This is a genomic window from Kurthia sp. YJT4, from assembly GCF_030219945.1.
In the GTDB taxonomy this organism is placed as follows: Bacteria; Bacillota; Bacilli; order Bacillales_A; family Planococcaceae; genus Kurthia; species Kurthia gibsonii.
Genome location: NZ_CP126689.1, coordinates 1,170,496 through 1,184,830 on the forward strand (window position 1 = coordinate 1,170,496; position 14,335 = coordinate 1,184,830).

10 protein-coding genes and 2 CRISPR repeat arrays (1 of these 12 cut by a window edge) are annotated in these 14,335 nt (G+C 34.9%); all 10 genes read left to right on the top strand.

Annotation, left to right across the window (positions count from 1 at the left end; all coding sequences use genetic code 11):
* The first annotated feature begins 241 nt into the window (after positions 1 to 241).
* Positions 242 to 2,655: a CRISPR direct-repeat array (repeat unit 32 nt; unit sequence GTCTCACTCTTTATGAGTGAGTGGATTGAAAT).
* A gap of 173 nt (positions 2,656 to 2,828) precedes the next feature.
* The 10 genes from QN089_RS05725 to cmr6 all read left to right on the top strand — a co-directional run bounded on the left by QN089_RS05725 (position 2,829) and on the right by cmr6 (position 11,426).
* Positions 2,829 to 3,149 (top strand): DUF6602 domain-containing protein, encoded by a 321-nt coding sequence (locus tag QN089_RS05725; RefSeq protein WP_285216216.1) that lies wholly within the window; start codon positions 2,829 to 2,831, stop codon positions 3,147 to 3,149.
* 74 nt (positions 3,150 to 3,223) lie between these two features.
* A complete protein-coding gene (gene istA / locus QN089_RS05730) occupies positions 3,224 to 4,654 on the top strand; it encodes an IS21 family transposase (RefSeq protein WP_285215372.1) in 1,431 nt (476 codons plus the stop codon).
* Entirely contained in the window at positions 4,647 to 5,369 is a 723-nt protein-coding gene (istB, locus tag QN089_RS05735) for an IS21-like element helper ATPase IstB (protein WP_285215373.1), read from the top strand. Before istA ends, istB begins: the two co-directional genes overlap by 8 nt.
* Positions 5,370 to 5,377: 8 nt before the next feature.
* Positions 5,378 to 6,028: a hypothetical protein gene (locus tag QN089_RS05740; protein WP_285216217.1), complete on the top strand. Its 651-nt coding sequence runs from the start codon at positions 5,378 to 5,380 to the stop codon at positions 6,026 to 6,028.
* Entirely contained in the window at positions 6,009 to 6,920 is a 912-nt protein-coding gene (cmr1, locus tag QN089_RS05745) for a type III-B CRISPR module RAMP protein Cmr1 (RefSeq protein WP_285216218.1), read from the top strand. Before QN089_RS05740 ends, cmr1 begins: the two co-directional genes overlap by 20 nt.
* A complete protein-coding gene (gene cas10 / locus QN089_RS05750; RefSeq protein WP_285216219.1) occupies positions 6,913 to 8,481 on the top strand; it encodes a type III-B CRISPR-associated protein Cas10/Cmr2 in 1,569 nt (522 codons plus the stop codon). The genes cmr1 and cas10 overlap by 8 nt, the downstream gene beginning before the upstream one ends.
* Positions 8,474 to 9,538: a type III-B CRISPR module-associated Cmr3 family protein gene (locus tag QN089_RS05755; RefSeq protein WP_285216220.1), complete on the top strand. Its 1,065-nt coding sequence runs from the start codon at positions 8,474 to 8,476 to the stop codon at positions 9,536 to 9,538. Before cas10 ends, QN089_RS05755 begins: the two co-directional genes overlap by 8 nt.
* Positions 9,535 to 10,311 (top strand): type III-B CRISPR module RAMP protein Cmr4, encoded by a 777-nt coding sequence (cmr4, locus tag QN089_RS05760; protein WP_285216221.1) that lies wholly within the window; start codon positions 9,535 to 9,537, stop codon positions 10,309 to 10,311. The genes QN089_RS05755 and cmr4 overlap by 4 nt, the downstream gene beginning before the upstream one ends.
* A complete protein-coding gene (gene cmr5, locus QN089_RS05765) occupies positions 10,292 to 10,651 on the top strand; it encodes a type III-B CRISPR module-associated protein Cmr5 (RefSeq protein ID WP_285216222.1) in 360 nt (119 codons plus the stop codon). Before cmr4 ends, cmr5 begins: the two co-directional genes overlap by 20 nt.
* Complete coding sequence (cmr6, locus tag QN089_RS05770) at positions 10,644 to 11,426, top strand: type III-B CRISPR module RAMP protein Cmr6 (protein WP_285216223.1); 783 nt, start codon at positions 10,644 to 10,646, stop codon at positions 11,424 to 11,426. The genes cmr5 and cmr6 overlap by 8 nt, the downstream gene beginning before the upstream one ends.
* A 195-nt stretch (positions 11,427 to 11,621) precedes the next feature.
* A CRISPR array of direct repeats spans positions 11,622 to 14,335; the repeat unit is 32 nt; unit sequence GTCTCACTCTTTATGAGTGAGTGGATTGAAAT; it runs 619 nt beyond the window's last position.

Consider the following 14,335-nt stretch of genomic DNA (forward strand, 5'->3'; position numbering starts at 1 on the left):
CTTGCCTTTTTAGTTTAGAGGGATTTTGAAGCAGATGTAAACAATGGAGGAGACTTCGTTGTTTTTTTATTTTTAATTTTATTTGTGCGAACCTTAGGCGAACATGAAAACCCAGGGAGGTTCGCACCGAAAAAACGAGATTTATCGAACAAATAACACCATTAAAAATAATATATGGTAAAATAAAGAGGCGATTTGATAAAAAAAGATGAATTATATTCTTTTTTAACATAAAATCGCAGTCTCACTCTTTATGAGTGAGTGGATTGAAATTTTATAGGTTGTATATCTACTCTATTAGCGTTTGTCTCACTCTTTATGAGTGAGTGGATTGAAATAATATGTCGAGTAACCTTATCAATACTGTTACGTACGTCTCACTCTTTATGAGTGAGTGGATTGAAATTTTATTATTATGTGTGAATGTATCACTAACCCAAGTCTCACTCTTTATGAGTGAGTGGATTGAAATAACCTCCACACCTTCACTTAATAATAAGTTTTCGTCTCACTCTTTATGAGTGAGTGGATTGAAATTAATGTCTTTACCTTAATATTAAACATTCCGGTCTCACTCTTTATGAGTGAGTGGATTGAAATAATTGTAACCTTAAATCCTTGTGATACGAGTTGTTGTCTCACTCTTTATGAGTGAGTGGATTGAAATATTGGATGAACTTATGACCGTCGAAGAAGTCGCAGGTCTCACTCTTTATGAGTGAGTGGATTGAAATAAAACAAGAATATATTCAACCGCATATCGCCGCGTCTCACTCTTTATGAGTGAGTGGATTGAAATAGAAGTAAATGTATAGTATGTCGATTTTAAACCTGTCTCACTCTTTATGAGTGAGTGGATTGAAATTCCGCATTTAACACAAACATCAACGTCGTTTTTCGTCTCACTCTTTATGAGTGAGTGGATTGAAATCACTTCTAAGACCACTTTTGATAAAAGTCGTGCTTGTCTCACTCTTTATGAGTGAGTGGATTGAAATATCTACCGCTAACATTTCACCGAAATTTAATTCGCGTCTCACTCTTTATGAGTGAGTGGATTGAAATTTTTCCGAGCAGGCATGGACTTTGGTTTTGAAGGTCTCACTCTTTATGAGTGAGTGGATTGAAATTCGGAAAAGAATGTTGTGGTTGTTGATATTGATAGTCTCACTCTTTATGAGTGAGTGGATTGAAATTTTTATATACCCAAGTTATCCACACGTAAAACATCGTCTCACTCTTTATGAGTGAGTGGATTGAAATGATATGAACCGTTTCTTAAAAGAGTTAGAATGGTTGTCTCACTCTTTATGAGTGAGTGGATTGAAATTTGACTGTCTACTAATGCCATTTGATCCTCTGCTGTCTCACTCTTTATGAGTGAGTGGATTGAAATATAATATTCACCTTTTGTATCCAACTTTATGACGGTCTCACTCTTTATGAGTGAGTGGATTGAAATCGGCGATATTGCGAAAATGCGGTATTGGGGGCAAGTCTCACTCTTTATGAGTGAGTGGATTGAAATAACTGGTGGAATATCAATGGTTACATCAGAAAGTCGTCTCACTCTTTATGAGTGAGTGGATTGAAATGCTTCTGCTGCTGTTAAAACAAAATCTTCTAACCGTCTCACTCTTTATGAGTGAGTGGATTGAAATACGCTAAAAATAAATATCTTACAATCCCGACAAAGTCTCACTCTTTATGAGTGAGTGGATTGAAATGCCTTTTTCGATGATTCCTTGTTGACCCGCTGTGTCTCACTCTTTATGAGTGAGTGGATTGAAATAATTGCATCCCAAATCATTGCATAAAAAAACGCCAGTCTCACTCTTTATGAGTGAGTGGATTGAAATTTGACACCACGAATAAGAGCCGTTGCCAGAACTACGTCTCACTCTTTATGAGTGAGTGGATTGAAATACCGCTGATAAAACAGGCGTTAGCGGACAACTAGTCTCACTCTTTATGAGTGAGTGGATTGAAATTCTATTAGAAGAAATCGTAATCGATTTAGGATTGTCTCACTCTTTATGAGTGAGTGGATTGAAATTCGCAGAGATTGACAAGTTAAATCGCTATGCGCTGTCTCACTCTTTATGAGTGAGTGGATTGAAATTTCATGTGGCTACCGGTGATTATGGGTTTAGCCACGTCTCACTCTTTATGAGTGAGTGGATTGAAATAGAACGATGCTTGAATACAAAGCGAAATGGTACGGCGTCTCACTCTTTATGAGTGAGTGGATTGAAATAAGTGTGATGATAGATGCTACAGAAATGCGATGTTGTCTCACTCTTTATGAGTGAGTGGATTGAAATATATTGAAATACCTAATATTTTTGATAATTGTATGTCTCACTCTTTATGAGTGAGTGGATTGAAATTACTTTCGTTATAATCGTCAATTGTTTCTTTACGTCTCACTCTTTATGAGTGAGTGGATTGAAATGCGCACGAAAGAAACTATTGAGCTAACGGGTGGAGGTCTCACTCTTTATGAGTGAGTGGATTGAAATGACGACTAGCAAACGAAGCTGTGGTAAGAATCGGGTCTCACTCTTTATGAGTGAGTGGATTGAAATGAATAACTATCGTTGTTGGCATGCTGGGGCAGGAAGTCTCACTCTATATGAGTGAGTGGATTGAAATTTTTCGAGATCTGCTCCTAAAGCATGCATAGGACCTGTCTCACTCTTTATGAGTGAATAGGTCAATAATTTAATCATGTACGTTCAAAAAATCTATTTCTAGTTCAGAGATAGGTTTTTCTTTATATAGAAAAAATGTTTTAATATGGTATATTTGTATTAGGAGGGGATCATATGAATGGTGTAGTTAAAGATCTATTTAGTAATTATCAAAATGAAGAACGTTCTTTAGTAGAGCAATTATTTTTTAAGGCAAAACATCATGTAACAATTGGTACTTATCGTGAGCAATTATGGCAAGAAATGTTTGAAAATATAATTCCTAAAAAGTTTGTTATTGAGCAATCTGTATTTATTTTAGATTCTAATGGTAAAATTTCACACGAAGTAGACTTAGCTATTTTAGATGTTATGTATACGCCTGTTTATTGCAAAATAAAAGTGCAGACTAGTGCAAAGAATTTGTACAGAGTCCTGCACTATTTTTGTGCATAAAAAAAGACTTGCCAGCCACCCCAAGTCCCTCTACTGTTTTAGGTGTCGAAGCCGAAACAGGGAGGTAAGAAAGGATGCTAGCAATGTCTGAAGTTAATTGTATCAAAACATTACGAAATGAAAAAGGATTATCGATTACTGAAATCGCAAAAACCATGCAGGTTAATTGGCGTACCGCCAAGAAATACGGGGATGAGGATCAGCTCCCTCAAGAGAAAACCCATTTGAAAAAAGGCATGATGTACGATGAAAAATGGGGAGAAATCGTAATTGATTGGTTAGAAGAAGATTTAAAGCTCAAGAAAAAGTTGCGCCGTAAAAACAAAAAAATATTTGAGGACCTAGTAAAAGAAGGATTCAAAGGTTCTTACAGAACGGTGTGTAATTTTATACAAGAATGGAAAGTAGCCCAAGAAGATGAAGCAGATAAAGGACATGAACGTTTAGAACATCCAGAAGGAGAAGCGCAGGTAGACTTCGGTATAATGGAGGCTGTTCAAGATGGAGAAATACTGGATGTACATGCATTAGTCATGTCGTTTCCAGCAAGTAATACAGCATTTGCGGTACCAATGCCGAGTGAAAATTTAGAATGCTTTTTAGGTGGACTTCAACTTTTATTTAAACAGGCTGGTGGTGTTCCTTTGAGCATTCGAATTGATAACTTAACACCTGCGGTGAAGAAAGTAAGAAAAGGCGATTCAGAAGCAGAATTAACGGAAGCCTTTCGACATTTCCAGCAATATTACGGGTTTAAAGTGCAAGTATGTAATCCACGCAAAGGGAATGAAAAAGGTCATGTAGAAGGTAAAGTCGGTTATGTTCGTTATAACTTTTTTAGCCTACCGCCGGTCATAAAGGACCTTGAGGATTTAACAGCTCAATTAGAACAACAATTAATCAATGATCGCCAACGAATTCATTATAAAAAAGAAGTGCTGATTGATGAGTTATGGCAGCACGAGCAAAAGCAATTAATCAAATTACCTGAAGAATCTTATCCGGTATTTAAGCAATTCCTCATCAAATTTAATAAATATAACGAGTTCAAGCTTGATGGGCATTTGATTCATGTGCCAAGAGCAAGGAACTACGTCCAACTCTCTTGTGTGACCTATTGGGATTCGTTTAAAGTCATTACAAATGACGGTGAAATTTTATTATCTGACGCACGTCCTTATATGAGAAAACGTCGTTTTATTCCATGGAAGGAAATCTTAAAAGATTGGTTGAAAAAGCCACGTGTTGTAGGGCATTCGCGTTATGCGAATTATTTACCAACGCGCATTAAGGAATATTTAACCGTCCCTTCACTTGCGTTAAGAAAGCAACGGATCAATGAATTACTGACACTTTTACTTACACATGATATGAATGACATCGACCAAAATTTCTATGAATATATTGGCCGTGAGGCTGAGGAAGTAGAACACCCTTACGGTGTAAATTGGACAGAATATGACGCCTTATCGCCAAAAGGAACGGAGGCGTTGAATCATGAATGAAGCGATTTTAACACTCTGTAAGCAATTGAGATTGGCACATGTGGCAGAAGCGATTAAAGAAGTACCTTTTACGGAGCCGGAAGAATATATTTATCAAATTTTATTAAAAGAACAGTTAGGCAGAGAGCAAGCCAAAATAGCACGTAATTTGAAACAGGCACGTTTTATTGATACGAAGACGCTTGAAAGCTATCAGTGGCATAAAGACATTTGTCTACCGAACCATTTAACAAAGGAAGAATTAGAGCAGCTAGATTTCATTCGGAGAAAAGAGAATGTCATTTTAGTTGGCGCACCTGGCACAGGTAAAACACATTTAGCTTCAGCACTTGGTAGAAAGGCTTGCGAGCATGGATTTGAAGTCCGTTTTTATCGCGTTTCACATTTAGTTGAGGAATTAGAGCAAGCCCTGCATGCGGGGAAAATGAAGCAGTTTAGAAGTAAATTAGAAAAAGTTGATTTAATGATTTTAGATGAAATGGGTTATTTGCCTTTTGGCAAAGAAGGAGCAGAATTACTGTTTCAAATTATTTCAGAGTTCTATGAACAAAAGAGCTTGATTATCACATCAAATTTAGAATTTAGTCAGTGGAACCGCATTTTCTCGGATTCGCGTTTAACGGCAGCTCTGGTGGATCGTTTGATTCACCATGCCCATATTATTTCGTACACGGGCCAGAGCTTCCGTTTAACAAACGCATTGTCGAGAAAATAGGGGGAATATTGGGTGGCAACACTCTGTATTTTTCGTTGCAATTCTCTGCACTTTTCTCTTGCAAAACACATACGCCTTATATTTTTAAAAAAGGAAGTCTAAAATTTATTCCAATTGAAGCTGTCGCAGTCGCTATTCAGTGTAAAAGCGTATCAACTCCAAGTTCATCTAAAATTGAGGAATGGGTAACTTCTATTAAACAATTAAAAACTAAACAAAGTGGAATTGCTCGCATGGCGACAACTCTAGTGCAAGGTAAAGGGAGTGAAACACAAAAAGCAACACGTCCGATTTTAATTTATTGTAACTTAAAAGGAAGTGAACAAGGGACAAATGAAAAGTACTTCGATATTACGATTACAGCAAGTGAGAAAGAAAAGAAATTAGAAATGAGACTCCATGAAGAAAGTTTTAAAAGTATTCATTCTGTTTATAAACATTTAAATTTTTCTGAAGTTGGAACAGATGACTATCGTATTAATGGGGATGATCGTGAGATGGAGCAATATCGTGTTCCAGGTTCTACCTTACTATCTTTAAATTTTATTTTAAATCAAGCACTTATGTTACTGAATAATCCTATGCTGTTTCCACATATTGACTATGTTAATTTATTTAAGGAGAAAGAGGGGAACGTTGATGGAAAAAGCGACATATAAATGCTCCGTCTTAAGTACGCTCATGAGTTATGGTAATACAAAACAACCAGAAATTCGTGCTAGTGAAATTAAGGCACTCATGCGCTATGTATTTAGAATTAGTTCAGTCAATTTAGGGAGCAAATGCCTTTTCAAAAAAGAAAGCGAGTGGTTTGGAGATGCGAATACACATGCTTCACCAATCCGCTTACAAATTACTGAAGAAAAAAAGAGACCAATAGAAGAAAAAAAGTTATTACATAAAGAATATAATTCTGCAAAGTGTTTATCAGATAAAACAACATTCGAGTTAATCGTTCGGAAGAGATCATACAAAACAGCTGAGAACGTATCATTAAAAGACTATACAGATTTACTCCGTTTTGCGACGTATATAGGTGGAATCGGTCAGCGAAATCGCAGAGGACGTGGCTCTATTATGTTAGATGAATGTCTTTGTGAAAATAAAGAAAAACTACTTGAATTTTGCTTAGGTATGTTAAATAAACTATCTGGAAATTGTTTTGAAAAGAAGGGTTGTGAGATTACATGTAAAGGGCAGAATGTTGATAAAAGCCGTCCAACGATTGAAAAAATTATAGTGGGAAAAGTGATTAAAAAAGATGAAATGAAAGATTTTTTAACGATGGTAGATGACGCTTCTCATAAAGCTGTTAAAGGTATTTCATACGGTACAATAGCAGCTACTGGCTATGGAGCAAGACGTTTGGCATCGAGTCTATTAATTAGTGTGGTTGAGACAAAAGATGGCTGTATCTATCCGGTTTATGTTTTTGTTACGCCTATTACAGCGGAAATAGATAACCGACAAGATTTTTTAGATTGGATTAATACATTTAGAGATAATCGAGAAGTATTTTTAAAATGCTTAAAGGAGAAAGGATATGCATAATTCATTTATCTTATTTACGATTGGCTCAGTGCAACAGTTTATAGAACCTTCTAGAAAATTAAAAGATTTATATGTAGGGAGTTATTTATTATCTCACCTCGCTATAAAAGCGAAAAGTTTTTTTGAAAATAATAATGCGACCATTATCATTCCTACATCACCTACAGATGCACCGAATCGTTTAATGGTTAGTTGTGCGAGTGAAAAGGCTCTTGTACTAGCTAAAGAAGCAGAAAATGTGATTCAACAAGAATTGATTACAATAGGAAAAGCAGTTATTGAATATACGCAAGAAAACTTCACAGTGGGAATGGAAGAGCAACTAAAAAATTTTCTAGATATTCATTGGGTAATTGAGCAAGAACAAGGTGACTTCCAAACAACTTATAAAAATCTATTACAACAGATGCACCGTATTAAGCATACACGTACATTTGTACAAATTAATGAAAAAGCAGCTAGAAAATGTGATTTGTATGAGCAGTATAACGGTCTATTCAAACAGCATTCTTCTTTGAAAGAGAATGAGACGCTTTCTGCTATTGCGTTTATCAAAAGAAACTTTGATCGATGGTTTAAATCTGAAAACGAAGAGCCTCTTTTAAATGTGAGTTCCGTTGCTTATATGTTGTTGAAAAGTTATTTACCGCAAAAAGCGGAGAGCTCATTACTAGAATTAAAAGATGAACATTCAGAACTTTTGTTCAATTTGAAATATCAAAAAACGGCACTATCAGTGGATGAAAATATACGCCAGTTATATGAAGAATACGGTGAGTATATAGGCAGTCCATATTACGCAATCGTTAAATTGGATGGTGATGGAATAGGGACAAAATATCAAGAAGTTAAAACGATGCAACAGGCGAAAGGATTAAGTCGTGCAATTAGTGATTTTTCTAAAAAAGCAAAAAAGATGATTGAAGAACAGGAAGGAATTTGTATTTTTGCAGGTGGTGAAGATATTTTAGCCTTCTTACCAATTCATCAAATATTCCAAGTACTTCCTGCATTAATTAAGGAATTTGGTCAGATTAAAGAATTAAATTCTAAGGGTACTTTATCAGCAGGAATTATCGTTTCGCACTTCATGACACCATTAAAACCACTTTTAAAAGAAGTAGAGCGTTTAGAATCTTACGCAAAAGCAATTGACGATGAAAAAGCAGCTTTTTCTATGAGTACTATCAAAAGAAGTGGGTTAACAACACCAATTCGAATGAAGTTTGGAGAAGATTGTCAAAATTTAAAGTCATTAAAAAGTTTAGTTGATGCATTACAACAACAACAAAATTCTAACTCATTCGTTCATAAATTAATTGCGACATTATCAGAAATTAAAGATGTTATAACGGAAGATATGTTAACGCTTCTCATTAGAAAACAGTTAAAAAATAGCGTAGTCGAAGAACAATTAGTCGAACAACAAGTAAGTACATTTATAAGCATCTATCAACAAGTAAATAAAGAAATGGATGTTTTTTTACAACTGTTAGAGCAAAGTACATTTTTAGCTCGAACGATGTGGGAAGAAAAACAAGAGGTGAATGTGAATGTATAAATTAGAAGCAGTTGATACGGTGATTTTTAGAGAAGCAAATTCCTTCGATGCAGGTGTTCATTTTCATAGTTCGAGTAAATTTCCACCATATCCTGCAACATATGCAGGTGTTTTTAAAGAGGGGACGAGTTTAAAAGATCGTGATATTAAAATAGGGTTTAACGGAGTCATGTTGGATGATGAGTACGCTTTTCCACAGCCACTAGATACAGTTATAACACAGCAAAATACATTACAAAAGATGAAGTTAGTGAAATCGGGAGAAAGCAGTCATGAATTGCCATATACACTTTCTTCAATTTCTAATGAAAATAAAAAAATACACATTTCAGAAGGTGCGTATTTAAAGGCAAATGATTTTAATCGTTATTTATTAGGTGATGAAACATATTCTTTTACGGTATTAGGAGACTATATCACCCGAGAGCTACATACAGGAATTAAGATGGACTATGAAAAGCATACGACAGTAGAAGGTATGTGGTATACAGAAGAGTCTATTCGTTTAAAGTCAAAAACGCATACATGTGCATTAGTAGCACAAGTAGAAGGTGTTAATTTACAAGAAAATAGCATAAAGAAAATAGGTGCGAATACACGCTTGGTTAAAATAAATAAAGCGAAAGAATTAAACATTGTGAAACCGAAAGCATCGCGTTATTTTAAATTGTATTTTGCAACACCAGCGATTTTTAAGCATGGTTGGTTGCCAAGGTGGATTAATCCAGATACAAAAGAAGGAACGTTTCGTCATAAGAGAAGAAAAGTGAGAGTAAAGTTGATTGCTGCAGCTATTGGGAAAGCAGTTCCGATTGGTGGATATTCCAAAAATGGACCAAGAGAAATGCATTTAGCGATACCAGCGGGGAGTGTTTATTACTTTGAGCTTTTAGAGGGAGAAGTGCAAAATATTGAAAAAATATTCCATCAGAAGTGTATAAGTGATTTTCGACATAAATTGGGTTTTGATTATAAATGGTGGGATCGATTAATTTACTGTGATCGCGGTTTTGGCTATACATTTGTAGGTGAAGTAAAAGAGGAGGAATTAAGATGATTAAAGGACAAGGAAAGTTTATACATGTTTTAACACCAATGCACGTAGGAGGAAATTACGAATTTAGTGTGGTCGACCAACCTATTCAACGTGAAGGACATACAGGATTTCCGAAGATTGAAGCATCTAGCTTTAAAGGAAGTGTTCGTCATCATCTTGAAAGACAAAATAAAAATGTAGAAGAATTATTTGGAAGTACTGAACAAGCGGGGAAATTAACTTTCACAGATGCACACATTTTATTTTTTCCAATTCGATCTGCTAAAGGTCTATATGCATTAATTACATGCCCAAGTATTTTAGCTCGTTATACTAAAGGCGAACCAATTAAATTAGATGGAGAAGCAGCTACCTATTCAAACGATCTTATAATTGAAGGAAAACTGTTATTAGATGAGTATGTATATACAGATATCAAAAGAAATGATGATTTCAATCAAATTATAAAATCTATTGAAGAGAAAATGGGGTCAGCTATTTGTTTAAAGCAACATGCATTATTATTATCAGACGATGATTTTGCTTACTTTGTTAAACATCATACAGAAGTTATTACGCGTGTAGCAATTGATTCTACAACAGGTACTGTAAATGAAGGCTTATTTGATGAAGAATATGTTCCAGCAGAAGCTATTTTCTATACAACAATTTATGGAGAAGGTATTGAAAATTTAGGTTTAGACGTACTACAAATTGGCGGTAATATGACGATTGGGAAGGGATTCGTTAAAATCTATAATGCGGAGGCTCAATATGAGAAACATTCAAAATGAACGTGCAAAATATGCATATGATAAAGTATGTGATATAGATGGAATAAGTGAACAAAAAGAGTTTACTACATTGGCTCGCTCAACACCTGCAAAAATTCAAATGGCTGGACTCGGTGTAACAATTGCATTTCTATATTCTAAACAAGGTGGCGTACATAAAAGGCTCTATGACATAATAGAAAAATGGCTACAAAAGCAAAAGATTATTGGTGATAAGGATGAATTAATGAGAGCCATTACAGAATCTTCTACAGGAAAATATCAAACGATGACAGTAGAGGCTCAGCAATTACTAATGTGGGTGAAGCGTTTTGCTGAAGGGATGAAAAAAGATGAATAAACCAAAGAATACTCAGAAAACATTTTTCTCTCGCGCACAACTTCAGAAAGAAGAAAGTAATCATTTGTATTCTAATTTTTTTCGATATGCTTATATTGAGGTGGAAATAAATAAAAAAACATTAAAACCAATTATGTATGAAAATAATATAAAAGAAAAAATTCCAGACAATGTAGTGAAATATCGTGATATTTTAAAAAAGAGTGTAAACACTTGTTATACAATTCGCTATAGAGCAGAAAAGCTACTTATCGGTAGTGCATTATCTCCTTATACTGGCGATGCCATGACAACTTTACATCCTATTTACGGCGTACCCTATATTCCAGGCTCAGCGATTAAAGGTGTAGTTAAACAATATATAATTCATGAAATTCCAGATGTGGAGCAGGAACATTGGTTTAAAAAAGTCTTTGGCATAAGTAGTGATAATACAGAAGAAGATAAATATGGACAGGGATGTGCTATTTTCTTTGATAGTTTTCCTGAAAAAAATTTTGAATTAGCAAAAGACGTTCAAACACCACATTTTTCTAAATATTATGGTAGTGAAGGGAAGATATCACCAACAGATGATTTATTTCCTATACCATTTAACTTTTATGTAGCTAAAAATACAACTTTTATCATTCAAATTGGTTTTAATGATAATATACAAGAAATTCCAGATGATTTTAAACAATATATTATGGAAGCTCTTACGGAGTATGGTTTAGGTGGAAAAACATCTGTAGGATATGGACTAGCTATTGAAACGAAATTAATATGTGATTAGTTTTATATTTCTTAGAATACGATAATTTGAATATTTAGTGCGAACCCTAGGTGAACATGAAAACCTAGGGAGGTTCGCACCAAAAAGTACGAGCTTTTACAAGTAAATAAAGTTAAATAAATTATAATATGGTAAAATAAATGTGCGATTTAATAAAAAAAGATGAATTTTTCATTTTTTTATCACAAAATCGCAGTCTCACTCTTTATGAGTGAGTGGATTGAAATATTTGAAATTACACGATGAATAGTAAGTCCATATGTCTCACTCTTTATGAGTGAGTGGATTGAAATATTATTAATAACCTCTTTCTATTTCTTTACAACGTCTCACTCTTTATGAGTGAGTGGATTGAAATCTGTATCATTTGTTCAGTCCAACCTGTAGAAATTGTCTCACTCTTTATGAGTGAGTGGATTGAAATGTTGATAAAACCAACTGCTCCACCGACAATTTTTCGTCTCACTCTTTATGAGTGAGTGGATTGAAATATTGTTCTTGTAAAAATCGCCTTTCGAGAACGCTGTCTCACTCTTTATGAGTGAGTGGATTGAAATATTTACTAACTCAAATTCATCTCGATGCAAGTAAGTCTCACTCTTTATGAGTGAGTGGATTGAAATAGCTTGAATGATATAATTCGGCGTACCAACAAATGTCTCACTCTTTATGAGTGAGTGGATTGAAATGCCACGTCGCCGGATATTTTATAACCAAGATCTTTGTCTCACTCTTTATGAGTGAGTGGATTGAAATAAGCTGCCCGTAGTCAATGTCGAACACATCTTCGTCTCACTCTTTATGAGTGAGTGGATTGAAATCTACTTATCCTCGCCAAAAGATAAGAGTAGGTTTCGTCTCACTCTTTATGAGTGAGTGGATTGAAATAAGGTTGGTGTTGTCGCTGTGTTGGCATTAGCAGTCTCACTCTTTATGAGTGAGTGGATTGAAATTGGAAGTTCTTCAAGGTTAGGTATAAAAGCTAATGTCTCACTCTTTATGAGTGAGTGGATTGAAATCAAATACAAATACAAAGATGTTTTAGGTGTTGGTGTCTCACTCTTTATGAGTGAGTGGATTGAAATAAGAATTAGGCGAAGAAATCTCACAGCTCATTTTTGTCTCACTCTTTATGAGTGAGTGGATTGAAATCAATCGTCATTGAAATATTTTTGCATCCCTTTTGTCTCACTCTTTATGAGTGAGTGGATTGAAATATTATTACTATTAATAAAATCAGCACCGAATTTTGTCTCACTCTTTATGAGTGAGTGGATTGAAATTCTCATATTCCAAATAAGTTGACCGTTAACACCGTCTCACTCTTTATGAGTGAGTGGATTGAAATTAATGTCATCAGTGGAGGTCAAACATTTAATGTAACGTCTCACTCTTTATGAGTGAGTGGATTGAAATACCAATAAGAATTTTTGTGGCTGATCTATTTTCTGTCTCACTCTTTATGAGTGAGTGGATTGAAATACGTAAACCTTGTTTAATTATTAAGTGAATCACGTCTCACTCTTTATGAGTGAGTGGATTGAAATATCATCTGCAGCGTATGTATTCCAATTAGAAATGGTCTCACTCTTTATGAGTGAGTGGATTGAAATATCATCAAATCTAAAGTTTAAAATTAACCCTGGGTCTCACTCTTTATGAGTGAGTGGATTGAAATATTTGAAATTACACGATGAATAGTAAGTCCATAGTCTCACTCTTTATGAGTGAGTGGATTGAAATATTTGAAATTACACGATGAATAGTAAGTCCATAGTCTCACTCTTTATGAGTGAGTGGATTGAAATTAAGCGACATCAAAAAAGAGAGCGGTGTGTATGAGTCTCACTCTTTATGAGTGAGTGGATTGAAATCATACGGTAAACCTATTATGTATAGTGGACAAAAAGTCTCACTCTTTATGAGTGAGTGGATTGAAATGCGGTGTAGATGAAGCAACCGTATTACAAGATATTGTCTCACTCTTTATGAGTGAGTGGATTGAAATTTTGATGTCGTTTGCTAAGAATACTGGTTTCATGTCTCACTCTTTATGAGTGAGTGGATTGAAATAAATATGGCATCAACTATCAAGTCAAACATGAAAGTCTCACTCTTTATGAGTGAGTGGATTGAAATAAGTAAGATAGCTGGCTTAGTTGTGTTACGAAGGAAGTCTCACTCTTTATGAGTGAGTGGATTGAAATAAAAATTAAAAAGAACGCAAACGTAACCATCAACGCGTCTCACTCTTTATGAGTGAGTGGATTGAAATACCTGGTTAAGCGCTGGTGATAAACGAGTACGCCCAGTCTCACTCTTTATGAGTGAGTGGATTGAAATAACTGCTGTCATAGTCGCTTTCCCATTTGATTCGTCTCACTCTTTATGAGTGAGTGGATTGAAATAAAGTAAAATCGGATATTCCAGCAGGTGCAGAAACGTCTCACTCTTTATGAGTGAGTGGATTGAAATAGTCCAAACATCACGATTAAAATTGAAGCAAGCGTCTCACTCTTTATGAGTGAGTGGATTGAAATTATCAGAAGTTTATTTGCATTTTCATTAATGATGTCTCACTCTTTATGAGTGAGTGGATTGAAATACAGCATTTTCAAACGTTTCAGACGGCAATGTAAACGTCTCACTCTTTATGAGTGAGTGGATTGAAATATGCGACCAACGTATTTTACAACTTTACCTTTGTGTCTCACTCTTTATGAGTGAGTGGATTGAAATGCTATAGCTTATCGTGGGATAGTATTAACGCGAGTCTCACTCTTTATGAGTGAGTGGATTGAAATGATGATGGATTGTTTAAATAAATTATCATCTTTGTCTCACTCTTTATGAGTGAGTGGATTGAAATACAGAGAAATAGATATCGCGCTAACAGAAATAAGTCTCAC